Raw genomic sequence first — 22,087 nt, 5'->3', positions numbered from 1 at the left:
ATCGGATGCCGGCCATGCCTGAACCGACCACGCGCGCCAAGTCCTCGCACCTGCCTTTTCTGCTCGTCCTGGCGCTTTTGCCCTGCCTGCTCTCCAACTCCTGCGCCTCCAGCCGGTCGGCGCGGCTGGCCTACGCCGGAAAATCCTTGAGCCCCGAGGCCGAAAGCGCCTACCAGTTCCTGGTCTACCAGGACTACCTGCGCCAGGGGAACAAGGAGGAGGCGGCGAAAACCCTCGCCGCCCTCGCGCGCGTCCACCCCTCGCCCGAGGTGGCCGTGGAGCTGGCCAACCTGCAATGGGGCCTGAACGAGCGGGAAACGGCCACCAAGACCCTGGAGGACGCGGCGCGGCTTTTTCCGAACTCGCGCCAGCTCACGTTCTACCTCGCCAGCGCCTACCAGATGCGCCGCATGCCCGAGCAGGCCATGGCCGTGCTGACGCAATTCGTGGCCACGCATCCCGGCGACGCCGCCGCGTTGCGCGAACTGGCCTCGCTTGAGGGGGACGCCGGCCAGCACAAGGAAGCCCTGGCGACACTTTCGCGCATCCCGGAAGCCGACCGCGACGCCACGACCCTGTACCTCATGGCCAAGGCCACGGCGGGGCTCAAGAAAACCGACGCGGCCATCGCGCTGCTGCGCCGGGCCGTGGCCGCGGACAGCGCGCTCATGTCCGCCTGGTCGGACCTGGCCGCGCTGCTCGAGGAGAAAGGCGACCTGGCCGGAGCCGAGGATTGCTACCGCCGCATGCTGGCCCAGGGCGAAGAGGCCTCCGAAGTGCGCGCGCGGCTCGTGCGGGTGCTCATCAAACAGAAAAAGACCGCCCAGGCCCTCAAATCCCTGGACGAAGAACCCGCGGACAAGTCGCGCATGCTCGACGCCATTTCCGCGCTGCTCGAGGCGGGCCATCCCAAGCAGGCGCGCCAAGTGCTCGCCAAGCTCGCCGCGGCCATCCCCGGCAGCCCGGACCTGCCCTTCTACCAGGCGGTCATCGCCTACGAGGGCGAGAAAAAACCCAAGGAGGCCCTGGCCATCCTGGCGCAGGTGACGCCCGACAATCCCAACTACGACAAGGCGCTCGGCGTGCGCATCCAGATCGCCTCGGAAATCGGCGACCAGGACCAGGCGCAGTCCCTGGTGGCCGAGGCCAGGAAGCGCTATCCCGACAACAAGGAATTCCTGGCCCTGGAAGCGGCCCTGCTCGACCGGCGCGGCGACACCGCCGCGGCCGCGGCCCTGCTGGGAAAGGCCGTGGCCGACGCGCCCGACGACACGGACCTGCTCTACCGCTACGGCGTGGCCCTGGAAAAGCTCAAACGCCGGGACGAGGCCAGGGTGGTGATGGAAAAGATCGTGGCCAAGGACCCGACCAACCCCGACGCCCTCAACTACCTCGGCTACTCCATGGCCGAGGAAGGCCGCGACCTGGACAAGGCCCTGGACATGATCCGCACGGCCCTGGCCAAGGAGCCGGACAACCCCTTCTTCCTGGATTCCCTGGCCTGGACCCTGTACAAGCTCGAGCGTTACCAGGAAGCCCTGGCCGCCATGGACCGGGCCATGGGCCATCAGATCAAGGACGCCGTCATCTGGGAGCATTACGGCGACATCGCCGCCGCCGCCGGGCGCAAGGACACGGCCCGCAAGGCCTACCGCACCGCCCTGGAACTCGGCCCGGAAAACCCCGGCGACGTGAAGAAAAAACTCGGAGCCCTGTAGCATGCGCCCCTTTGCCGCGCTGTTGCGCACCCTCGCCTTGTTCGCCCTCGTCGCCGGGATTGCCGGCTGCGCCGCCAAGCAGCCCGGGCCGACGGCCGGCGGCGAAGCCAAGGCCGTCTTCGCCGCCTTTACCGCCCGCGAGGGCAAGGACACGGCCCCGGCCTATTCCCTGGCCGGCTCCATGAGCTTTTCCCGGGGCAACCGCTCGGGCAGGCTCAACTACCGCCTCTACGGCAACGCCGGCGGCGCGACGCGCCTGGACCTGACCACGCCCGTGGGCGGGTCCTACGCCCTGCTGTTCGAGGACAACCACGGCTTTTTCGCTTTCGTGCCGGATAGAAACGCCGTCTACCGCCACGGCGACACCCGCCAGGGCGCGGCCAAGCTCGGCATGCCCCTGCCCTTTACCCTGGGCGAAATGGCGGCCCTGGTCGCGGGGCGCTTTTCCGCCCTCGCACCGGCGCATTACGCCGCGGCGAAAAAAACGGCCGACGGCTACGAGTACGCGTTTTCCGGCAATTCCCGGCTGTCGTCGCTCACCCTTGACTTCGCCGGGAATCCGCGCCATCTGGTTGGAGTTGGCATAGAGCCCTGGCGCATCGACTTCGCCGACGACGAAGCCGCGCCGGGATTTGCCGCGCCCGTGGCCCGCAGGATCACGCTGACCACGCCCGGCGGCGCGACGCTTGTCGTGCGCGTGAAGGCCCTGCAGCCGCGCCCGTCGCCCTACCCGGTCGCCGACCTGGAGCTGCCCGTCCCTCCCACCGCCGCGGAACACGCCCTGGACGGGAGCGGGGACGAGCCGTCCCTGCCGGAATTGTAGCCCCGTCGCCCGCGCGGCCGGGCATTCGTGCATCGCCAAACCCGGAGGCCCCGTTCCCATGCCCAAAACCGTTTTCCTCGGCTCCGACCATGCCGGCTTGAACCTCAAGGCCGCGCTCGTCGCCCATCTCGCCGCCGCCGGGCACAAAGTGGTCGATCTCGGCCCCACCGAGGCGACAAGCGTCGACTACCCCGATTTCGCCAAGCTCGTGTGCCGCAACGTCCTGGATGCGCCGGAAAGCGCCGGCATCCTCGTCTGCGGCACGGGCATCGGCATGTCCATCGCCGCCAACCGCATCGGCGGCATCCGCGCCGCGCTGTGCGTCAACGAATATCTGGCCCGCATGACCAGGCTCCACAACGACGCCAACGTGCTGTGCCTGGGCGAGCGCGTCATCGGCGCGGGCCTTGCCGCCTCCATCGCCGACGTCTTTCTCGAAACGGGCTTCGAGGGCGGCCGCCACCAGCGCCGCGTGGACCTCATCGAGTCGTGCGGACTGGCCGCGCCGCTGTAAACGCCAAACTTCTTCGAGGGATACCCATGCAAGCTCCCGCCGCCATCGATGCCAAGGCCGTCAACGTCATCAAAGGCCTGATCATGGACGCCACCTTCAAGGCCAAATCCGGCCACCCGGGCGGCGCCATGTCCTCGGCCGACATGGCCTACGTCCTATTCAAGGACTACCTGCGCTTCGACCCGGCCGACCCGGCCTGGTTCGGCCGCGACCGGTTCGTGCTCTCGGCCGGCCACGAATCCATGCTGCAATACACCCTGCTCTACCTGCGCGGTGTTTTGACCATGGACGACCTCAAACAGTTCCGCCAGCTCGGGAGCCGCACCCCGGGCCACCCCGAGAACTACGAGACCCCGGGCGTGGAATGCACCACCGGCCCTCTGGGCCAGGGCTTTTCCATGGCCGTGGGCATGGCCGTGGCCGAAGAGATGCTGCGCGCGCGCCTGGGCGAGGACGTCGCCGGGCACTACACCTACGTGGTGTCCTCGGACGGCGACGTGCAGGCCCCGGTGTTCCTGGGCTCGGCCGCGCTGGCCGGCCTGTGGGGCCTCGGGAGGCTGATCGTCCTTTTCGACAAGAACAAAGTGCAGCTCGCCAGCGCCACGAGCGTGTGCGACGCCACCAACCACGTGAAGCTCTTCGAGGGCCTCGGCTGGCACGTCATCGACATCGACGGCAACGACCACGCCGCCATCCATGCCGCCCTGGACGCCGCGCGCGCCGAAACGGCCAAGCCCACGATCATCATCGGCAACACCATCATCGCCAAGGGCGCTTTTTCCATGGAAGGCAAGCACGAAGCCCACGGCGCGCCCTTCAAGGAAGACGAGATCAAGGCGACCAAGAAGCACCTGGGACTGCCCGAGGACGAGGCGTTCTTCGCGCCCGACGACGTCCTGGCCCATTTCCAGGGCCGCTTCCCGCAGCTCGCCGCCGCCCGCGCCGCCTGGGACAAGGCCCTGGACGACAAGTTCGCCGGCGACGCCGCCTTCGAGGCGCTGTGGCGCGAAATCACCAAGCCCCGCCCCGAACGCACGCTCTCCTGGCCGGTGTTCGAGCCGGCCAAGGCCGTGGCCACGCGTTCGGCCTGGGGCGCGGCCCTGAACGGCCTCATCGACCAGCTGCCGCTGCTCGTCGGCGGCTCGGCCGACCTCGACCCGTCCAACATGACCGAGAAGTTCCGCGACATCACGGGCATCTTCGGCAAGGCCGACCGCATCGGGCGTGCCCTGTGCTTCGGTGTGCGCGAATTCCCCATGACCGCCATCGTCAACGGCATCACCCTGCATGGCGGCCTGCTGCCCTTTAGCGCCACGTTCCTCATCTTCTCGGACTACGCCAGGAACGCCCTGCGCATGGCCGCGCTCCAGCGCGTGCCCGCCCTGCACGTCTACACCCACGATTCCTTCTACGTGGGCGAAGACGGTCCGACCCACGAGCCCATCGAGCAGGTGAGCTCCCTGCGGCTCATTCCCAACATGCTCGTCATGCGCCCGGCCGACGCCAACGAAACCTCCGCCTGCGTGGACACGGCGCTCAAGCAGACCAGCCGGCCCACCTGCCTGCTGCTCACGCGCCAGAACCTGCCCATCCTCGACCCGGCCGTCTATCCGGGCCTCAAGGAAGGGGTCGCGCGCGGCGGCTACGTGCTCGATGAAGCCCCGGGCGGCAAACCCGACATGCTGCTTCTGGCCTCGGGCTCGGAAGTATCCCTGGCCCAGGCCGCGGCCAAACTCCTGCCCGAAATCGCCATCCGCGTGGTCAGCATGCCGTGCCTGGAGCTTTTTAACGAGCAGCCCGAGGACTACAAAAAGGCCGTGCTGCCGCCGACCGTCGCCTTCCGCTACGCCGTGGAGGCCGGCCGGCCCGAGTTGTGGTGCCAGTACACGGGCAGCCTCGACCGGGTCTACGGCATCTCCCACTTCGGCGCGTCGGCCCCGGCCGGCAAGTTGGCCGACCTCTACGGCTTCACGCCCGAACACCTGGCCGGCAAGATAAAAGAAGCCTACGCTGCGAAGTAGCGGAGAAAGTGAAGCGAAAAGACGAGAGAAGAATGCCTCCGGCGGCCAAGCGGGGGTGACCCCCTCCTGGACCTCCTCAAAGGGGAGAACGAATAAACCCTTGTGCGCCTTCCGGACGAACCGGAGTTAGCGCAAGCGACACAGCTTCGACAAAAACGTCTTCAAACGGCCCCGAAAGCTTCGACTTTCGGGGCCGTTTCCTCTATTCCCCTTTGAAAGTTTTTTGGGAAGGAGGGGCGCGGGGAGGGAACCCGGGCCACGCAGCCCGCAGCAAAGGGGCATGGAAGCTCTTCCCCACATTCTTCGTTTTCCCCCACTGCAAAGGAGCCTGCATGGAAGCGCCGGACAGAAATCTCGGCTTGGATCTGGTACGTGTCACGGAAGCGGCGGCGCTGAGTTCCTCGCGCTGGCTCGGGCGCGGCGACAAGAACGCCGGCGACCAGGCCGCCGTGGACGCCATGCGCCTTTCCTTCAACACCCTGCCCATCGAGGGCATGATCATCATCGGCGAGGGGGAGAAGGACGAGGCCCCGATGCTGTATAACGGCGAGCGCGTGGGCAGCGGCCAGGGCCATGCCGTGGACGTCGCCGTGGACCCGGTCGAGGGCACGAACCTGCTCGCCTACGGCCGGCCCAACGCCATCTCCGTGGTCGGCATCGCGCCGCGCGGCTCCATGTTCAACCCCGGGCCGAGCTATTACATGCAAAAGCTCGTGGTGCCATCCGAGGCGCGCGACGCCGCGGACCTCGACGCGCCCGTGGGCGACAACCTGAAAAAGATCGCCAAGGCCCTTGGCAAGGACGTGGACGACCTCGTGGTCTTCGTTCTGGACAAGCCGCGACACAAGAGCCTCATCGCCGACATCCGGGCCGTTGGCGCGCGCATCCAGCTGCACACCGACGGCGACGTGGCCGGGTCGCTCATGGCCGTTGATCCCGAAAACGTGGTGGACGTCATGCTCGGCACCGGCGGCACGCCCGAAGGCGTGCTCTCGGCCTGCGCCATCCGGGCGCTCGGCGGGCGGCTGCTCGCGCGCCTCGATCCGCAATTGGAAGACGAAAAGCTGGCCCTGGCCGAGGCCGGCATCGACTGCAACCGGATTTTCACCGAGGAGACGCTCGTCAACAGCGACGACACCTATTTCGCCGCGACCGGCATCTCGGGCGGCACGTTCCTCGAAGGCGTGCAGTTCACCGGCACCCACGCCATCACCCACTCCCTGGTCATGCGCGGCAAGACCGGCACCATGCGCCGCATCGAAACGCGCATCCGGCTGGACAAGCTGATGGAAATCAGCGCTGTGAAATACGATTAGGGGGAGGGAGAGAGGGAGATAAGGGAAGAGGCCTCCGGCGGCCGGGGGGGGATAATCCCCCCCGGACCCCCTTGATGGGAAAGAATGGGGCTAGAAAATAAGGACGGTGTAGCCGTCGTCGGTGTAGGGGGCCATGCCGGGGTGGCCGTGCATGTCGTCAAGCAGCGCGAAGCCCTCGGCAACGGCCGCTTCCTGGCTGCCGAGCTGGTGCGAGCAGGCGCGGCAGACGCCGGCGAAAAGCCCCAGGGATTTCGTCTGCTCGAACAGCCCATGCATAGGGTTGTCCGCCTTGGCCAGCACGGCCACGAGCCTGGTCGCTTCGCCCTCGAGCACCACCTTGACCTCGTAGCCCTTCTCCCGGAATTCCAGGGCGTTTAACAGCACGTGGACGAAACAGGAAATATCGCCGCGAAACGCAAAAAGCGCCACCTTCTTCATGACTTTTCTCCCTTGGCCGCGATCTTGCCGACCGGGGCCAGATATACGGTAAATTCCTCCTCGCCGTCGACGCCCAAAAGCGCGTCGCAGGCTTCCTGGTCATACGCGGCCACGGCGCACGTCCCCGCGCCCACGGCCTCGCAGGCCAGATACAAATTCTGGCAGACATGGCCGGCGTCAAGCGCGATCACCTTGTACGACGCCTCGGCGTAGCGCCACTCCATGCGCTCGGGAACCGTGGTCCAGAAAAACGTCACCGCCCCCCTGGCCACGAACCGCTGGTCGAACGCGGCCCGACTGACCTGCGCCTCCAGCTGCTCCGGCGCGTCCTCGAGCACCAGGGCGTGCTCCACGGGCAGGTAGCGGTAGAGACCCTTTTCCAGGCCTGCGACGCGGAAGACGGCGAGATAGGTTTCCAGGGCGTGGCGGCAGCCGGCCGAGGGCACGGTGCGGAACCCCGATGCGCCCGGGGCCTTGCGCAGGCCCTGCGTGGCCCAGAGCAGAAAGCCCAGTTCCTCGAGGGAAAGCGGCGCATCGTCGAAAACCCGCCTGGAACGGCGGCCGGCAATGGCCGCCGCCAGGGGAACCGGCGCGATCCCGGGCCAGCCGTCGCCCGGCCCCGGCAGCGCCACGAGCGCGGCCCCGGCCGGATACGGCTGCTCTAGCGGCGGCGCGGGCAGGCCGCGATTTTGCGCGGTGGTGGAAAAGTCCACCATCTTGCGCACCGTGTCCTTCAGGAAGAACTTCAAATCAAACCGCATCCCTCACCTCCCCAAGAAAACGCCTCGCCACCAGTTCTCCGTTGTCTGCCAGTCTCAAGCATCCCCCCTTTCGGGGTGGTCCAGGAGGGGCCCTCGGCCCCTCCTGGCCGCCGGAGGCATTTCTTCTCTCTTATCCCTTATCTCCCCTTATCTCCCCTTCCTACGCATACCCCTCGATAATCTCCCGCAGCGCGCCCCTGTCGGGCTCCTGCGTCGCGAGCGGCGTTTTCGCGCCCACGCCGAAGGCCGGGCGGTCGTTGGTATACAGGATGCCGATGGGGATGCGCTCGCCCCACTCCATGGCCCTCTCCAGGGCGGCGCGGGGGTCGGAGGGGTCGTGGTCGTTGCCGAGCTTGTAGCAGCGTTCCTTGTACCAGGCGTAGGTGTTGACCTTGTTGAAGGAAACGCAGGGCTGGAGCACGTCGATGAGGGAAAATCCCGGGTGACGCGCTCCGGCCGCGATGAGCCCGGCCAGGTGGTCGATCTCGCCGGCAAAGCCCCGGGCGACAAAGGAAGCGCCCATGGTCACGGCCACGGCCACGGGATTGAAGGCGTTCGAAGGAGCGCCGTGGGGCTGGGTCTTTGTTTTCTGGCCCTTGGGCGTGGTCGGGCTGGCCTGGCCCTTGGTCAGGCCGTAGATCTGGTTGTCGTGGACGATGTAGGTGATGTCGATGTTGCGCCTAAGCGCCGCCAGGAAGTGGTTGCCGCCCTCGCCGTAGGAGCAGCCGTCGCCGGATTCGGCGAACACGGCGAGCTGCGGGTTGGCGAGCCTGATGCCCGTGGCGGCGGGCAGGGAGCGGCCGTGCAGGCCGTTGAACGCATTGACGCGGATGTAGTGCGGGGCCTTGGCCGCCTGGCCGATGCCCGTGGAGAAGACCGCCTTGTGGGGCGGCAGCCCGAGTTCCACCAGGGCCTTGACCACGGCCTTGCGGATGGAGAAGTTCCCGCAGCCGGGACACCAGGCGGTTTCGAATTCGCCGTAGTCTTGCGCAGTCACCATGGCGTCCTCCCTATAGCCTTTCCAGGATGTACGCCGCCGTAAACGGCAGCCCGTCGTAGCGGTTGACGCGGCCGTCGAAGGCATAGCCCGTTTCGCGGCGGATGAGCCTTGCCAACTGGCCGGCGAAGTTGCCCTCGACCATGACCGTGCGCCGGGCCTTGCGGAGGGTCGGCAGGAAGGCGTCCGGCGCAAGCGGCCAGAGCTGGGAAAAATGCAGCACCGCCGCCTTTTCCCCCTTTTCGTGAAGCGCCTCGGCCGCTTCCAGGGCCGCGCCAAGCGTCGAGCCCCAGCAGGCGAGAAGCGTCGCGCCGTCGGGGTCGCCGTAGACGTCCGGGGGCAAGGCGGCCTGGGCCAGGCCGGAGAGCTTGCGCATGCGCTTGTCCTGCATGGTCACGCGCACGGCGAGGTCCTCGGTGATGTGGCCGTCCGGGGTGTGTTCGTCGCTGTCGAGCACGACGGTCGCCTCGCAAAACCCGGGCACGAGGCGCGGCGAGACGCCGTCTTCGGTCACGGCGTAGCGGAGGTAGCCGGCCGGGTCGGGAACGGTCGTCAGCGCCCGGGACACGGCCGGCAAGGCGTCCAGGTCGAAGGGCGCGACGTCGCGGTAGCTGTCGGCCAGGAACTGGTCCGTCAGGATGAAAACCGGCGACTGGAAGCGCTCGGCCGTATCCACGGCCTTGTGCGCCAGATGAAAGCACTGCCCGAGGGTGCCGGGCGCGAAGATCGCGCGTGGAAATTCACCGTGGCCGGCATGAAGGACCAGGTCGAGGTCGGCCTGCTCGGTGCGGGTGGGCAGGCCCGTGGCCGGGCCGGGGCGCTGGGCCACGACGATGGTGACCGGCGTTTCCAGCATGCCGGAAAGGCTCACGCCTTCGACCATGAGCGCGAATCCGCCGCCCGAGGTGGAGACCATGGGCCGCGCGCCGGCGTAGGACGCGCCAAGGGCCATGATGACGGCGGCGATCTCGTCCTCGGCCTGTTCGCAGACGATGCCCATACGGTCGGCGTGGTCGATATACGTCTGGATGACCGAGGTGCCCGGGGTCATGGGGTAAAAGGAGCAGAAATTGACGCCCGCGGCCATGCCGCCCAGGGCGATGGCTTCGTTGCCGTGGAGCATGACCCGTTTGCCGCGCGAAGCGGGCGGGGCCAGGCAGGCGAAGGAGGCCTTCTGGGCGCGCGTCCAGTCCGCGGCCGCCGCGAACACCTGGCGGTTGGCGGCGACGACGTCCTCGCCCTTCTTGCCGAATTTCTCGGCGACAAGCCCGGTGAGGAAGGCCGGGTCCAGACACAGCAGTTCCCCGAGCACGCCGAGCGCGGCCATGTTCTCGTAAAGCGGCTTGGGACACAGTTTCTTGTAGGGAATGGCCAGTCCCGGCGACCCGGCCAGGCCGTGGGCCGCGTCGGCGAGCACCAGGGCGCGGTCCGTGAGGTGTTCTTTGTGGATGGCCAGGGCGTCGGCGGAAAGGGCCACGAGCAGGTCGATGCCCTCGGTCGGCGCGGCCACGGTTTCGCTGCCCACGCGGATGGCGAAGGTGTTGTGGCCGCCCCGGATGCGGGACTGGTAGTCCTGGGTGACGACGATGGCGTAGCCGGCGCGCACCAGCGCCCGCGAGAGAAATTCCCCCACGGTCACGAGCCCCTGGCCGGCTTCGCCTCCGATGACGATGTTGATGGCGGATGCGCCCATATGTCTCGCTCCCTTGCGCAAAAGGACGGCCGCCCGCGACGGGCGCGGGCGGCCGGGGTTGGACATATTTTCCGAAACGGCTAGGCGGCGGTGGTCGGCGGCACGTAGACCCGCGCGGCCAGGTCCTTGTCGAGCATGAATGCCCCGCCCGGGGTCTGGTCCACGAGCTTGAGCTTGGAGATGACATCGGCCACGCTCGCCTCTTCCTCGACCTGCTCGTCGATGAACCACTTGAGGAACGAAGCCGTGCCGTGGTCCTTTTCCTCGAGCGCCAAGTCCATCAGCTTGTAGATGCGGGCCGTGACGCCTTCCTCGTGGGACAGAGCCTCTTCGAACACGGCCAGTGGCGAGGCCCAGTCGTGGGGCGGCGCTTCGATGGCCTGCAAAATCACGCGGCCGCCGCGCTCCACGATGTAGTTGTAGAACCTCTGCGCGTGGAACTTCTCTTCCTGGTCCTGCACATGCATCCAGTTGGCAAACCCCATGAGACCCTTGTCCTCGAAATAGGTGGCCATGGACACGTACAGGTAGGCGGAATACAGTTCCCAATGCACCTGATCGTTGAGCGCCTTCACCATGGTCGGGGACAGCATGGGGCTAGTCCTTCTTCCACAGGCCGTGGATATTGCAGTATTCGCGGGCGTAGACCTTCTCGGCCTTGACGCAGAACGTCGCCTCGGGGGTGTCGCCGGGGTTCAGGAACTGGCGGTAGGCCTTGCCGTCGGCGACCAACTCGATCCACTCGATCCAGTGTTTGGCCTCCATGGGGTGCGCCACCGCGCCGACCTTGACCAGATAGCCGTCGGCGGTCTTCTCGATGACCGGAACATGTTTCTCCTTGGAAGCGTCCACGGTGTTCTCGGTCATGAGTTTCATGGGCTGCCCGCAGCAGACCAGTTCGCCGTCGCCGCCATGCAGGACCTCGACGATATTGCCGCACACTTCGCACTTGTAGATTTCCAGCTGCTTAGCCATTTGCTACACTCCTTCTGATCCCCGATAGTCTTTTCTCGCGCGGGCCGGCCGGGGAGAACCAGGCGCGCGGAGCGGGCAACACCTTATGGTTCCATAAACCACTTCCCGGCTCTTTGCGCAACCCCCGGGCGCAACGGAAACACCTTCGCAACGGCTGTCCCCGCAGCCGTAAAGATTTCCCCCAACCGACCGATGACAGGGACAGGAGGCCCAAGGGGGCCCCGTGGAGAAACCCCATGCACCCAGCGCGAACGCTCCTGCCCTGCGTCCTGGCGGCGTGCATCGCCGCCGCAAGCCTTGTCGAAACCCGCGACACGGCCGAGGCCGGCATGCCCGCGCCGCTGCCGACGCAGATTCCCATCCGCGACATCAACGCGCCGCCGACGCCGAACACGCCGCCGCTGCCCTTCACGCCGGCTCCCGCTCCGGCAAAGCGCCGGCGGGTGAAAAAGCCGCGCAAGCGCCAGCCGCGTCCCGCGCCGCAACAGTCCGCGCCAAAGGCCCAGGCCCCGGCCGGGCCCAAGCTCGAACAACGCTACGAGCCGCCCACGGAATCCATCATTCCCCTGGACCCCGTTCCGGCCCAGGCCCCCATGCCGGCGGCCGCGCCGGCCAAGGACGGCCCGGCGGGAGCGGGCGGCGCGAAGCCCTCGCCCGTGGAATTCCCGCCCGAGCCCGCGCCGGCCCCGGCCCCGAATGCCGCGTCGCAACCCGCTCCCGGACAAGCGCCGCAACCCGCGCCCAAGCCGGCCCAAGGCCAATGACCAAGGAGGCCGCCATGAAATACGCTCTTCGCGCCCTGCCACTTCTGCTTCTGCCGTTCGTGTTCGCGCCGCTGCTCATGGCCGCGCTGTGCGGCGGCAACACAGCGCCGCCCCAGCCGCAATACCCCGAGGTGGCCATGGCCCTGGCCGGGGAGCTCGACCGCCAGCTCGTGCCGCGCCTTGGCATGTACACCCGCGACAACAGCCGGGGGCTGTACTGGGTGGTGGTGACCACGCCGGCGGATTTGAGCGACTTGAGCCGCGCCTCGCCCCTGGCGCGGCTTTTCGGCCAGGAGCTGTCCACGGCCCTGGTGGCGCTCGGCTACAACGTCCAGGAGATCCGCAAGGCCGGGGACATCATGGTCAGCCGGGGTCAGGGCGAATTCACCCTGACCCGCGACGCCAAGGCCCTGGCCGTGGGGCGCGCCACCGCGACCCTGGTCGTGGCCGGCACCTACGTGGTCACGCCCGGCGGCGTGCGCTTCGCCCTGGAGGTCATCGACGCGCGCAACAACAACATCGTGGCCGCGGCCAACCGCACCCTGCCCATGGACGCCACGGTGGGCGCGCTCGGCGGGCCGGGAGCGTCCTCTTCCACGCCCACGGTCTCCACCGTCGATGCCGAGACATTCCGCCGGGAAATGATCCCCTACACCATGGCCCGCCACTGGTAGCGCGTCGCGGCCGGCTTGCCACCGGCCGTCCCATCTCTTATGCTTCCCCATGATTCGGGACGCATAAGGATGGTGTCATGAACGAATTGCGCCATGTCCTGGTCGTGGAAGACAGCCGCGTCCAGGCCAAGATCATCAGCCAGCACATCGCCGAAGCCACGCCCTTCCCCACCCTCGTCGCCCACACCCTGGCCGAGGCCAAAGAGGCCATGACGGAAAAGCGCGACGCCATCTTCGTGGCCATCCTCGACCGTAACCTGCCCGACGACGAGGACGGCGGCATCGTGCCCCTGGCCACATCGCTCGGTATCCCCTCCGTAGTCATGACCGCCACCTTCGACGAGGAGGTCCGCCAGAAGCTCCTGGAGCAGAACGTGGTGGATTATTTCGTCAAGACCATGTCCGAGATGACGGCCATGGAACGGCTCATCGAGCGGCTGTACAAGAACCAGTTCCTCAAGGCGCTGGTGGTGGACGATTCCCGGCTGTTCCGGCTGCACCTCACGAAGCTGCTCGGCAACCTCAACCTGCAGGTCCTCGAGGCCGAGGACGGCAGGCAGGCCCTCGACGTGCTGCGCCGGGAAGGCGACGTGAGCCTCGTGGTAACGGACTACAACATGCCGCACCTCGACGGTTTCGGGCTCATCGAGGAGTTGCGCGCCACCTGGGCCAAGGACAAGCTGGCCGTCATCGGCGTCTCGGCCGAGGGCGGGACGCAGACCGTCAAGTTCCTCAAGGTCGGTGCCAACGACTTCCTGGTCAAGCCCGTCCAGGTCGAGGAATGCATCTGCCGGGTACACCAGCAGCTCGACATGCTGGAAATCCTGGCCAACTACCGCGAACTGTGCGCCAGGGCAGGCCAATAACAGGCGCCGCCACGAAACGCCGTCTTCTTTGCGCCGCCGCGTGCGTCGTCGCGCTCGCGCTCCTGGCCGCAGGCGGCCTGTGGCTGGCCACGTCGCGGCTGCCCTTTCCCCTGGCCGCGCTCGCGCCGCCGGGCGCGACGGTGGTCGCGGCGCGAAACGGCGTGCCGCTTCGCCTCTACCTCGCCCCGGACGAGGCTTGGCGTTTTCCCACGCGCCTGTCCGCCATCGCCCCCATCCTGCCCCGGCTGGTCATCGCCGCCGAGGACAGGCACTTCCACAGCCACCCCGGTGTCAATCCCCTGGCGCTTGCGCGCGCGGCCGTCTCCAACCTGCGCGCCGGGCGCGTCGTCTCCGGCGGCTCGACCATCACCATGCAGCTCGCAAGGCTCGCCGAGCCCAAGTCCCGCACGCTTCTCGCCAAATGCCGCGAGGCCCTGGCCGCCCTGGCCCTGGAACGGCGGCTGTCCAAGAACGCCATCCTGGAACGCTACCTCAACATGGCTCCCTACGGCGGCAACATCGTCGGCATCGGCGCGGCCAGCATGTTCTATTGCGGCAAGACCCCGGACCGCCTCTCCCTGGCCGAGGCCGCGCTCTTCGCCGTGCTGCCGCGCGCGCCGAACGCCCTGGACCCCCTGCGCCATCCCAGGCGGGCCAAGGCCGCCCGCGACGCGCTCCTTGCGGGCATGGCCCGCCGGGGCGTGCTTACTGCCGCCGACGCCGCCGCGGCCATGGCCGCGCCCGTGCCGCGAAAGCTCATGGAGCCGCCCTTTGTCGCGCCGCAGTTTTGCGATCTGGCGCGCGAGGCGGCAGGAAGCGCCGCGCGCGTGGACACGACCCTCGACCCCGCGCTGCAAAAGATCGCGGCGGACATCCTGCGCGGCCGCAAAAGCGCGCTCGCCGCCCAGGGCATCGGGGCCGTGGCCGCGGTGGTCCTCGACGTCGCCAGCCGCGACGTGCTGGCCATGGTCGGGTCCACGGACTTTTTCAGCGACGCCCGCTTCGGCCAGATCAACGGCGCGACCATCCGCCGCTCGCCCGGCTCGGCGCTCAAGCCCTTCCTCTATGCCATGGCCATGGACGCCGGGCTCGTCTTTCCCCAAAGCCAGCTCCTGGACATCCCCACCGCCTTCGGCGGCTACAAGCCGAAAAACTACGACGGCCTGTTTCGCGGCCGCGTGACCACGGAACAGGCGCTCACGGCCTCCCTCAACGTGCCGGCGGTGCGGCTATTAAACGACGTGGGCACGGCGCGGTTCCTGGACCTGCTGCGCAAGGAAGGGCTTTCGACCCTGGACAAGCCGGCCTCCTACTACGGCCTGTCGCTGGTCCTCGGCGGCGGCGAGGTGACGCTCCTCTCCCTGGCCGACGCCTACGCCGACCTGGCCTGCGGCGGCGAACACCGCCCGCCCAAGCTCCTGGCCGGCCCGGCCGGGGCCGCGACGCGCCTCTACTCCCCCGAGGCCAGCGCGCTGGTCACGGAGATGCTGGCCAAGGTGGAGCGCCCCGACCTGCCCACGTCCTGGGAACGCGCCCTGGCCGTGCCGGCCGTGGCCTGGAAGACCGGCACCTCCTACGGCCACCGCGACGCCTGGGCCGTGGGGTACAGCGCGGACAAGGTCGTCGGCGTCTGGGTCGGCAACATGGACGGCACGCCGGTCAAGGGCATCTCGGGCGCGGTCCACGCCGGGCCGATCCTGTTCGAGCTCTTCCGCGCCGTGGAGCCCCACGGCTCGCGCCTGGCCACGCCTTTGTGGTGCAACATCCGCGAGGTGGAAGTCTGCGCCGAAAGCCGGCAACTGCCCGGCCCGGACTGCCCCCGCCGCGTGACGGCCAGGATCATCCCCGGCGTGACGCACCTCGGCCCCTGCCCGGTGCACCGCCGCCAGCTCGTGGACGCGGCCACGGGACTGGCCCTTTCCGCCGACTGTCTGGGCAGCCACGAGGCAACCTCCGTGGTCGTGCCCCGCTATCCGGCCGAGCTCGTGTCCTACTGGCGGGCCGTGGGCATCCCCTTCGAGGCCCCGCCCGCGCCCGCGCCGGGTTGCGGCGCGCCGGCCGGGCCCGGGCCCCGGGTGGTCTCGCCGAGCGCGGCCACGCCCTACGTCTTTCGGCGCGACGTGCCGGCCTCGCTCCAGCGCATCGCGCTTGCCGCCGCGGCCCCTGCCGACAGCCGTCGGCTTTCCTGGTATGTGGACGGCGAACTGGCCGCCCAGGGACCGCCCGGCGACCGGCTTTTCTGGGAACCGAGCCCCGGCCGCCACCGCGTGGTGTGCGTCGACGACCAGGGACGCAGCGACGCCGTGACCGTGGGCGTCGAATAACAAGGAGGACTCTCGTGAGCGCCGTTTTGGATTTCTCCATCTTTCCGCTGGACAAGGGCGACAGCCTTTCGGAGTACGTGGCCAGGGCCGTGCGCATCATCAAGGAAAGCGGGCTGCCCTATGTCTTCTCCCCCATGTCCACGAGCGTGGAAGGGGAATGGGACGAGGTCATGGCCCTCGTCACCCGCTGCAAGGACGCGCTGGCCACGGACTGTAGCCGCATCCACGTGGTCATCCGGGTGGACCTGCGCGACGGCCCGTCCGGCCGGCTCGCGGCCAAGGTCCGCGCGGTGGAGGAAAAACTGTAGCGCCCGCCGCAGCCGGGCCGCGACCGTTGCCAAGCCCCCCCTGCGGCGGTACACGGAAGCGACACGCGACAACAGCAGCCCGGCCCGGCCGGCGGTCCTCCCGCCGGCATGCGCCCCCTCTTACCACGCAACCTTCGAGGAGTGAGCCATGCTCGATCAGTTGGCGAAAATGGACATGAGCATCTACTTCCAGACCGTCGTATTTCTCATCTTCATCGCCCTGCTGCTGCGGCTGCAATGGAAGATGGGGTCACTCGGCCACGTGCTCGCCAACGTACTGCGTTACGCCGTGCTGCTGTTTATCTTCATCTACCTGTTCCTCAACTGGGCCAGCGACGTCAATCCGACGCTGCGCAACAGCAGCATCCTCATCATGACGCTGATCAACCTCTACCTGCTGTGGCAGGTCGTCCTGGCCGCCATGGAGCTGCCCTACCGGCGGGCGCTGCGCAGTTGCGTGGACGGCATCTGCACGGGCACGGACCTGGAGCAGGCCTTCTCCACCGGCCGGCGCTTCTACAAACTGCGCTACTTCTGGGCCTCCCTGACCTGCGGCACGTCCCCCTGGCGTTTCCTGCGCGGCATCGCCGCCGAACGCACCCGCGACGACCTGCACCGGGTGTTCGTGAACCTCGACCCCAAGACCTCGGTTTTCGGCGCGAACCTCTTCGTGCACTTCCTCAAGCACCGCCTGGACGCCGACAAGTCCCAGCCCGCGGAAAAACGTGCCGAGCGCCTGCGCCTGATCGAGACCCTGGACAAGGACGCCTGGCTCTCGGAAAACACCAGCGAATTCCTGCACCAGCTGCTCACCGCGCCCCAGGACCTCCAGGAAAGCGGGCTCAAGTCCGCGCTCAAGGACGCCGGCAAGCTGGCCTGACCGGGCTTGCGGATAAAGGGCCACACATGCGCCCGGTTCTCGCCACCCTGCTCTTGTGCGTTTTCCTGGCCGCATCCGCCGCTCCGGCGGCGGATGCGGCCAGGGCTTCCTGCGCCAAGGCGTCCCTGGCCATCGCCGTGGACGCCGGGCACGGGCCAAAAGTCCCGGGCGCGACCAGCGCCCGCGGCGCGCCCGAATACGACTTCAACCTGCGTCTGGCCAGGGACGTGGTCGCGGCCCTTGCCGCCGCCGGCTTCCCCAAGGCCTTCCTCCTCGACCCCAAGGGCAGCGACCTGCCGCCCGCGGCGCGCGCGGCCAGGGCCAATACCGCCAAGGCGGGACTGCTTGTTTCCATCCATCACGACTCGGTCCAGCCGCAGTTCCTCGAAACCTGGAGCGTGGACGGCCGCAACCGGCGCTACTGCGACCGCTACGCCGGGTATTCGCTCTTTTTTTCCACGCGCAACGCCTTCGCGGGCCAAAGCCTGGCCCTGGCCAAGGAAATCGGCCGAGAGCTGACCGCGGCCGGGCTCGCCTTCACCCGCCACCACGCCGCCGACCTCCCGGGCGAACGCCGGGAACTCGTGGACGACGCCGTGGGCGTCTACCGCTACGACGGGCTGGCGGTGCTCGCCGGCGCGCATATGCCCGCCGTGCTGGTCGAAGCCGGGGTCATCGTCAACCGGGACGAGGAAATCGCCCTGTCCGGGCCGCAGCGGCGACAAAAAACCGCCCAAGCCATCGCCCGGGCGGTCGCGGTCTGGTGTGACGGGGAAAAAGGACGTTAGAGCGGCTCAGACGGTGGCGGCCAGGCGCTCCCAGGCCAACGCCCGGGCCCGCTCGGCCAGTTGCAGCATCTCGGGCTTGGAGATCTGGTCGTCCGCGCCGACGGCCTCGCCCTTGTGGCGCAGGCTGTCGGTAATGAGCGAAGAGAAAAGGATCACCGGCAACTGCTTGAGCACCGGGTCCTCCTTGACCTTGCGCGTGAGGCTGTGCCCGTCCATGGCCGGCATCTCGATGTCCGAGACCAGGATGTGCACGAAATCCGTGATGGGCCGCCCTTCCTTGGCCGCGGCCTCCTTCCACTCCGTGAGCTGGTCCCAGGCGATGCGGCCGTTGATGGTGCGCGTGACCTCGAAGCCGGCCTTCTCCAGGGACGTGCCGATCATGCGGCGGATGGTCGTGGAGTCGTCGGCAATAAGCGCCTTGAAGGTCATGTCCTTGTCGGGCAGCTCCTTGCGGCGTTCGACGAAGACCTCCTCGTCGAGTTCCTTGAGGGCCAGGCCGGGGTTGAGTTCGGCCACGATCTTTTCCATGTCGAGGATGAAGACCACCCGCGATTCCAGCCGAACCACGCCCGTGACGGAGTTGCCGGAATAGGTCTGGACCTGGATGCTCGGCGGTTCGATCTGCTCCCAGCTGAGCCTATGGATGCGCGTGACGCCGGAGACGCGAAACGCGCTGACCACCCGGTTGAACTCCGTCACCACCACCTTGTCCGAGGCGTTGTCCGAGCGGTCCTTGCCGAGCCAGATGGCAAGATCGACCAGCGGCACCACCTTGTCGCGCAAATTGAAGGTGCCAAGCACGCAGGGATGGGGCGTCTGCGGCATTTCCGTGACTTTCGGCAGCCGGATGATCTCCAGGACCTTGGCCACGTTGACGCCGTAATAGCCCACATAGGTCTTGCCGGAAGGCAACGGCTCCTCGAGATAGAATTCGACGATTTCCAGTTCGTTGGTGCCGGATTCGAGAAGGATGTTCGTGTTGCTCATGGTACCGGGGCTCCGCAGGGATGACGGGAAGGGGGCCGTCTGGGGGCGACGTGTAGCCAGTCTATTCCGTCGCCGCCCCAAAAGGCAAGGCCGCGTTCAACGTATTTCCATTTGACGCCGCGATCACATGGCGTCATGGAGAGTAATGAGGCATCGCGCGCGATGCGCTCACATCTTTCCTCCATTATTCCGGGGATGGGCGTCATGTGGAAATGTCTTTTCCATGGCGTTTGCGCGGCGCTCGCCGCCCTTTGCGGCCTGACACACGGCGCAGGCGCGGCAGGCGAGCCGACGCTCACGCTTCTCGTCTTCGACAGGCCTCCGTTTTACCGCCTGAAGGACGGCCGTCCGGAAGGCGGCTTTCTGCTCGACAACACCCTGGCTTTTCTGGAACGGGCGCGCATTCCCTACGTCGTGGAGGAAATGCCGCCCGGGCGCGTGCTCTCCACCTTCCGCGACCGCGACACCGTCGCCTGCGCCGTGGGCTGGTTCAAGACCCCGGACCGTGCGGCCTTCGCGCGCTTCAGCGTGCCCATATCCCGCGACCGCCCCCTGGCCGTGGCTGTGGGTGCTGCCCCCTGTCCGGACAAGGCCACCCTGGCCGATTTCCTGGCCGCGAAACCGCACTGGGGGCTGCGCAACGCCTTCTCCTACGGCCCCCAGGCCGACGCGCTCCTCGCCGCCTTGCCCGAAGGACGCCTCCACCGCCTGTCCGACCCCGCCCGGATGCTCCCCTTGCTGGCCAAGGGCCGGCTGGATGCTGTTCTCATCGAGCCCGAGGAATTCTCCTGGCGCACGGGGCAGGACAAGGCCCTTGCCGCCGCGGTGCGCCTGTGTCCCCTGGCGGACGCCCCGCCCGGCAACCTCCGTCACGTCATGTGCGACCTGAGTGTTTCTCCGGACGTCCTGGCGCGCCTCGACGCCGCCATCGGGGAATTCATGGGCGAGGCCGCGCAACGCGGCCGGCAGCTTGCGGCAATGCGCCACTAGGGACGCGGCGGAGGCTCAGAATTTGCGGTCCAGCAACAGGTGGGAGAAGTACCCGAGCACCGTGGCCAGGTAGTACGGAAAGAAGGGCTTCCAGGGCAGGCCGAGCAGCAGCATGGGCGCAAGCAGCACGGAACAGGGGATGAGCAGCGCCGCCCACCACGAATGGGTCCAGCCCCGGTGGGAGCCGATGGCCGGCAACAGGGCGCAAAAGCCCAGCACCGAGGCGTAGCGGTACTGCTGCCGAAAGATGAGGATGCCGTCCACCACCAGGGCCGCGCCGTAAAAGAAGCGCCGCCCCTTGGAGTCCGTGTCCACGTCCGGAAAAAGGCCCCCGAGGACGGAGAAAAGCCCCAGGCAGACCATGGTCTCGAATCCGGGGCGGTAGATGCCAAGCCACGACGTGCCGGCCACCGCCCCGGCGGCGACCACCGCCGCGCCGGCAATGTGCGTCTTGAAACCCGGCATGCCGCGCCTCCTAGCACCCCCGCCAAAGGCTGGCAAGAAGCCTCCCGCTTGACGCGGCTCCCCGCCGCCGCTACCACCAGGCATTCGCAACTTTCCAACCCCGGATTCCCCATGCCCGCCAAACTGTTCCCGCATTCCCTCGTCCCGGCCCTGGTCCTTTTCGCCGCTTTGCTCGCCTTCCAGGCCCCGGCCCTGGCCGGCCCGCCCAAGGTGGAACTCTTCGTCACCAGAGGGTGCCCCTACTGCTCCAAGGCCAAAGCCTACTTCGACGCCAAGGGCGTTCCCTACACCGCCTTCGACATCGAAAACGACCCGGTCGCCAACATGCGCTACCAGAAGTACGGCGTGCGCGGCGTCCCGCTGGTCATCATCGGCGACATCGTCATCCCCGGCTTTTCCACGGCCGAATTCGACAAGGCCCTGGCCGCCGCCGGCAAGGCCGCTCCGGCGCAGCCCAAGATGGTTTTCGGCAACTAGCCCCCCGCAAAGGACGATTCCATGGCTCCCGTCGACGCCCCCGTGTTTTCCACCCGCGCCCGCAACATCAAGATATCGGCCACCAAGCTCATGCCCATGCTCGCCGCGGGCGTCGGGGACTGCGTCTCCCTGGGCCAGGGCGTGCCCTCCTTCGCCACGCCGGCCCACGTGGTCGAGGCCGTGTGTCGGGCGCTGCGCGACTCCCCGGCCGCAGGCAAGTATTCGCTCCAGCCCGGCATGCCCGAACTGCGCTGGGCCGTGGCCGAGCGCCTTTCCGTAGAAAAAGGCCTTTCGGCCAACCCGGAAACCGAAATCGCCATCACCGTCGGCGGCATGGAGGCGCTTTTGTGCGCCATCCTCTGCCTGTGCGAGCGCGGCGACGAAGTCATCGTGCCCGAGCCCTTCTACCCCTCGCACGTGGAGCAGGTGCTCCTCGCCGAAGGCGTGCCGGTCTTCGTGGCGCTTCGCCGCGACGACTGGGGCCTCGACCCCGACGCCGTGGCCGCGGCCGTGACGCCGCGCACCCGGGCCATCGTCATCAACTCGCCCCACAACCCCACGGGCGCGGTGTTCGCCAAAAAAGACCTCCTGGCCGTGGCCGAAATCGCCTTGCGCCACGACCTGTGCGTCATCTGCGACGACACCTACGACGCGCTCTCCTACGACGCGCCGGCCTTCTCCCTGGCCAGCGTGCCGGAGTTGCGGCCGCGCCTGGTCGCCGTGGGCAGCTTTTCCAAACGCTACGCCCTGACCGGCTGGCGCGTCGGCTTCGCCTTCGCACCGGAGCCGATCATGGCGCAGATGCTCAAGGTCCACGACTGCGCGGCGATCTGCGCCCCCACCCCGGCGCAGATCGCCGCGCTGGCCTCGTTGACCGGCCCCCAGGGCATCTACGAAGGCTTCGTCGCCGCCCTGGCCGCGCGGCGCAACCGCCTGGTCAAGCGCCTGGCCGCCATGGCCCCGGCCGTCGGCTTCAACCGCCCTGCCGGCGCGTTCTACGCCATGGCCCGCTACGACCTGCCCCTTGCGCCCATGGACGTGGCCACGCGCCTGATCCGCGAGGCGCAGGTCATCGTCATCCCGGGCGACAGCTTCGGCCCGGGCGGCGCGCAAAGCCTGCGCCTGTCCTGCGGCGGCGACGAGGCCGACATCGACGCCGGCTGCGACCGCCTGGCGGCGTGGCTCGCGGCGGAGCGGAAGAAAGCGTGAGATGTGGGGGAGGAAACCCCCTTTTTGAAAAAAGGGGGTTTCCTCCCCCACGCCCCCTCCTTCCCCGAAAAACTTTCAAGGGGGGGGTGAGACCTCCCG

At 68.0% G+C, this 22,087-nt stretch carries 23 protein-coding genes; 15 read left to right on the top strand and 8 right to left on the bottom strand.

Annotated features, from left to right (window positions below; translation table 11 throughout):
* Window positions 1–14 precede the first annotated feature (14 nt).
* The 5 genes from Q368_RS0120175 to glpX all read left to right on the top strand — a co-directional run bounded on the left by Q368_RS0120175 (window position 15) and on the right by glpX (window position 6,392).
* Window positions 15–1,718, top strand: coding sequence for a tetratricopeptide repeat protein (locus tag Q368_RS0120175; RefSeq protein WP_029460848.1), 1,704 nt, complete (start codon window positions 15–17; stop codon window positions 1,716–1,718).
* Window position 1,719: 1 nt separating this feature from the next.
* Window positions 1,720–2,541, top strand: a complete 822-nt coding sequence (locus tag Q368_RS0120170) for a hypothetical protein (RefSeq protein ID WP_029460847.1) — start codon at window positions 1,720–1,722, stop codon at window positions 2,539–2,541.
* 58 nt (window positions 2,542–2,599) lie between these two features.
* The gene (rpiB, locus tag Q368_RS0120165) at window positions 2,600–3,055 is read left to right on the top strand and encodes a ribose 5-phosphate isomerase B (protein ID WP_029460846.1); all 456 of its coding nucleotides are present in this window, start codon (window positions 2,600–2,602) and stop codon (window positions 3,053–3,055) included.
* A 26-nt stretch (window positions 3,056–3,081) separates the two neighbouring features.
* Entirely contained in the window at window positions 3,082–5,076 is a 1,995-nt protein-coding gene (gene tkt, locus Q368_RS0120160) for a transketolase (RefSeq protein WP_029460845.1), read from the top strand.
* Window positions 5,077–5,408: 332 nt separating this feature from the next.
* Complete coding sequence (gene glpX, locus Q368_RS0120155) at window positions 5,409–6,392, top strand: class II fructose-bisphosphatase (RefSeq protein ID WP_029460844.1); 984 nt, start codon at window positions 5,409–5,411, stop codon at window positions 6,390–6,392.
* Window positions 6,393–6,482: 90 nt separating this feature from the next.
* On the opposite strand, the gene Q368_RS0120150 is transcribed toward glpX, so the two are convergent.
* From Q368_RS0120150 to Q368_RS0120125, 6 genes are all read right to left on the bottom strand, one after another.
* Complete coding sequence (locus Q368_RS0120150; protein WP_029460843.1) at window positions 6,483–6,830, bottom strand: hypothetical protein; 348 nt, start codon at window positions 6,828–6,830, stop codon at window positions 6,483–6,485.
* Window positions 6,827–7,591 (bottom strand): SagB/ThcOx family dehydrogenase, encoded by a 765-nt coding sequence (locus Q368_RS0120145; RefSeq protein WP_029460842.1) that lies wholly within the window; start codon window positions 7,589–7,591, stop codon window positions 6,827–6,829. Before Q368_RS0120145 ends, Q368_RS0120150 begins: the two co-directional genes overlap by 4 nt.
* Before the next feature lie 160 nt (window positions 7,592–7,751).
* Window positions 7,752–8,591, bottom strand: coding sequence for a 2-oxoacid:ferredoxin oxidoreductase subunit beta (locus tag Q368_RS0120140; RefSeq protein ID WP_029460841.1), 840 nt, complete (start codon window positions 8,589–8,591; stop codon window positions 7,752–7,754).
* A 10-nt stretch (window positions 8,592–8,601) separates the two neighbouring features.
* Entirely contained in the window at window positions 8,602–10,281 is a 1,680-nt protein-coding gene (locus Q368_RS0120135) for a 2-oxoacid:acceptor oxidoreductase subunit alpha (RefSeq protein ID WP_029460840.1), read from the bottom strand.
* Between the two features lie 80 nt (window positions 10,282–10,361).
* Window positions 10,362–10,874 carry a ferritin gene (locus Q368_RS0120130; RefSeq protein ID WP_029460839.1) on the bottom strand — a complete coding sequence of 171 codons (513 nt, stop codon included), beginning with the start codon at window positions 10,872–10,874 and terminating at the stop codon, window positions 10,362–10,364.
* A 4-nt stretch (window positions 10,875–10,878) separates the two neighbouring features.
* Window positions 10,879–11,256, bottom strand: a complete 378-nt coding sequence (locus Q368_RS0120125; protein WP_029460838.1) for a desulfoferrodoxin — start codon at window positions 11,254–11,256, stop codon at window positions 10,879–10,881.
* Window positions 11,257–11,492: 236 nt separating this feature from the next.
* Between Q368_RS0120125 and Q368_RS23470 the strand changes: the two genes are divergently transcribed.
* From Q368_RS23470 to Q368_RS0120090, 7 genes are all read left to right on the top strand, one after another.
* Complete coding sequence (locus Q368_RS23470) at window positions 11,493–12,020, top strand: hypothetical protein (RefSeq protein ID WP_156955796.1); 528 nt, start codon at window positions 11,493–11,495, stop codon at window positions 12,018–12,020.
* 14 nt (window positions 12,021–12,034) lie between these two features.
* Complete coding sequence (locus tag Q368_RS0120115) at window positions 12,035–12,694, top strand: FlgO family outer membrane protein (RefSeq protein WP_029460836.1); 660 nt, start codon at window positions 12,035–12,037, stop codon at window positions 12,692–12,694.
* Between the two features lie 77 nt (window positions 12,695–12,771).
* The gene (locus Q368_RS0120110; protein ID WP_029460835.1) at window positions 12,772–13,560 is read left to right on the top strand and encodes a response regulator; all 789 of its coding nucleotides are present in this window, start codon (window positions 12,772–12,774) and stop codon (window positions 13,558–13,560) included.
* The gene (gene pbpC, locus Q368_RS0120105) at window positions 13,539–15,884 is read left to right on the top strand and encodes a penicillin-binding protein 1C (RefSeq protein WP_245611417.1); all 2,346 of its coding nucleotides are present in this window, start codon (window positions 13,539–13,541) and stop codon (window positions 15,882–15,884) included. The genes Q368_RS0120110 and pbpC overlap by 22 nt, the downstream gene beginning before the upstream one ends.
* Before the next feature lie 14 nt (window positions 15,885–15,898).
* Complete coding sequence (locus Q368_RS0120100) at window positions 15,899–16,192, top strand: MTH1187 family thiamine-binding protein (protein WP_029460833.1); 294 nt, start codon at window positions 15,899–15,901, stop codon at window positions 16,190–16,192.
* A 148-nt stretch (window positions 16,193–16,340) separates the two neighbouring features.
* Entirely contained in the window at window positions 16,341–17,072 is a 732-nt protein-coding gene (locus Q368_RS0120095; protein ID WP_029460832.1) for a hypothetical protein, read from the top strand.
* A gap of 26 nt (window positions 17,073–17,098) precedes the next feature.
* Complete coding sequence (locus Q368_RS0120090) at window positions 17,099–17,860, top strand: N-acetylmuramoyl-L-alanine amidase family protein (protein ID WP_029460831.1); 762 nt, start codon at window positions 17,099–17,101, stop codon at window positions 17,858–17,860.
* Window positions 17,861–17,866: 6 nt separating this feature from the next.
* Here Q368_RS0120090 and Q368_RS0120085 read toward each other — a convergent pair whose 3' ends face one another.
* On the bottom strand, window positions 17,867–18,847 hold the full coding sequence (locus Q368_RS0120085) for a chemotaxis protein (RefSeq protein WP_029460830.1): 981 nt from the start codon (window positions 18,845–18,847) through the stop codon (window positions 17,867–17,869).
* Window positions 18,848–19,051: 204 nt separating this feature from the next.
* Between Q368_RS0120085 and Q368_RS0120080 the strand changes: the two genes are divergently transcribed.
* Entirely contained in the window at window positions 19,052–19,837 is a 786-nt protein-coding gene (locus Q368_RS0120080) for a type 2 periplasmic-binding domain-containing protein (RefSeq protein ID WP_052360311.1), read from the top strand.
* 15 nt (window positions 19,838–19,852) lie between these two features.
* Here the strand turns inward: Q368_RS0120080 and Q368_RS0120075 are convergent, their stop codons facing one another.
* Window positions 19,853–20,302: a metal-dependent hydrolase gene (locus Q368_RS0120075; RefSeq protein ID WP_029460828.1), complete on the bottom strand. Its 450-nt coding sequence runs from the start codon at window positions 20,300–20,302 to the stop codon at window positions 19,853–19,855.
* A gap of 111 nt (window positions 20,303–20,413) precedes the next feature.
* On the opposite strand from Q368_RS0120075, the gene Q368_RS0120070 reads away from it, so the two are divergent.
* Both Q368_RS0120070 and Q368_RS0120065 read left to right on the top strand, forming a co-directional pair.
* Window positions 20,414–20,779, top strand: coding sequence for a glutaredoxin family protein (locus tag Q368_RS0120070; protein WP_029460827.1), 366 nt, complete (start codon window positions 20,414–20,416; stop codon window positions 20,777–20,779).
* A gap of 21 nt (window positions 20,780–20,800) precedes the next feature.
* Window positions 20,801–21,988: a pyridoxal phosphate-dependent aminotransferase gene (locus Q368_RS0120065; protein ID WP_029460826.1), complete on the top strand. Its 1,188-nt coding sequence runs from the start codon at window positions 20,801–20,803 to the stop codon at window positions 21,986–21,988.
* Window positions 21,989–22,087: the final 99 nt, after the last annotated feature.

This window comes from Solidesulfovibrio alcoholivorans DSM 5433, assembly GCF_000702665.1.
In the GTDB taxonomy this organism is placed as follows: Bacteria; Desulfobacterota; Desulfovibrionia; order Desulfovibrionales; family Desulfovibrionaceae; genus Solidesulfovibrio; species Solidesulfovibrio alcoholivorans.
This window is presented reverse-complemented; position numbering and strand designations above follow the sequence as displayed.

Bases quoted from the DNA above. Each gene is read 5' to 3' on its own strand.
- Q368_RS0120080 (WP_052360311.1), top strand. From the start codon at position 19,052: ATGTGGAAATGTCTTTTCCATGGCGTTTGCGCGGCGCTCGCCGCCCTT.
- Q368_RS0120070 (WP_029460827.1), top strand. From the start codon at position 20,414: ATGCCCGCCAAACTGTTCCCGCATTCCCTCGTCCCGGCCCTGGTCCTT.
- Q368_RS0120075 (WP_029460828.1), bottom strand. From the start codon at position 20,302: ATGCCGGGTTTCAAGACGCACATTGCCGGCGCGGCGGTGGTCGCCGCC.
- Q368_RS0120140 (WP_029460841.1), bottom strand. From the start codon at position 8,591: ATGGTGACTGCGCAAGACTACGGCGAATTCGAAACCGCCTGGTGTCCC.
- Q368_RS0120135 (WP_029460840.1), bottom strand. From the start codon at position 10,281: ATGGGCGCATCCGCCATCAACATCGTCATCGGAGGCGAAGCCGGCCAG.
- Q368_RS0120145 (WP_029460842.1), bottom strand. From the start codon at position 7,591: ATGCGGTTTGATTTGAAGTTCTTCCTGAAGGACACGGTGCGCAAGATG.
- Q368_RS0120175 (WP_029460848.1), top strand. From the start codon at position 15: ATGCCTGAACCGACCACGCGCGCCAAGTCCTCGCACCTGCCTTTTCTG.
- Q368_RS0120125 (WP_029460838.1), bottom strand. From the start codon at position 11,256: ATGGCTAAGCAGCTGGAAATCTACAAGTGCGAAGTGTGCGGCAATATC.
- Q368_RS0120170 (WP_029460847.1), top strand. From the start codon at position 1,720: ATGCGCCCCTTTGCCGCGCTGTTGCGCACCCTCGCCTTGTTCGCCCTC.
- Q368_RS0120065 (WP_029460826.1), top strand. From the start codon at position 20,801: ATGGCTCCCGTCGACGCCCCCGTGTTTTCCACCCGCGCCCGCAACATC.
- Q368_RS0120090 (WP_029460831.1), top strand. From the start codon at position 17,099: ATGCGCCCGGTTCTCGCCACCCTGCTCTTGTGCGTTTTCCTGGCCGCA.
- Q368_RS0120095 (WP_029460832.1), top strand. From the start codon at position 16,341: ATGCTCGATCAGTTGGCGAAAATGGACATGAGCATCTACTTCCAGACC.
- Q368_RS0120150 (WP_029460843.1), bottom strand. From the start codon at position 6,830: ATGAAGAAGGTGGCGCTTTTTGCGTTTCGCGGCGATATTTCCTGTTTC.
- Q368_RS23470 (WP_156955796.1), top strand. From the start codon at position 11,493: ATGCACCCAGCGCGAACGCTCCTGCCCTGCGTCCTGGCGGCGTGCATC.
- rpiB (WP_029460846.1), top strand. From the start codon at position 2,600: ATGCCCAAAACCGTTTTCCTCGGCTCCGACCATGCCGGCTTGAACCTC.
- Q368_RS0120115 (WP_029460836.1), top strand. From the start codon at position 12,035: ATGAAATACGCTCTTCGCGCCCTGCCACTTCTGCTTCTGCCGTTCGTG.
- glpX (WP_029460844.1), top strand. From the start codon at position 5,409: ATGGAAGCGCCGGACAGAAATCTCGGCTTGGATCTGGTACGTGTCACG.
- Q368_RS0120085 (WP_029460830.1), bottom strand. From the start codon at position 18,847: ATGAGCAACACGAACATCCTTCTCGAATCCGGCACCAACGAACTGGAA.
- tkt (WP_029460845.1), top strand. From the start codon at position 3,082: ATGCAAGCTCCCGCCGCCATCGATGCCAAGGCCGTCAACGTCATCAAA.
- Q368_RS0120110 (WP_029460835.1), top strand. From the start codon at position 12,772: ATGAACGAATTGCGCCATGTCCTGGTCGTGGAAGACAGCCGCGTCCAG.
- Q368_RS0120130 (WP_029460839.1), bottom strand. From the start codon at position 10,874: ATGCTGTCCCCGACCATGGTGAAGGCGCTCAACGATCAGGTGCATTGG.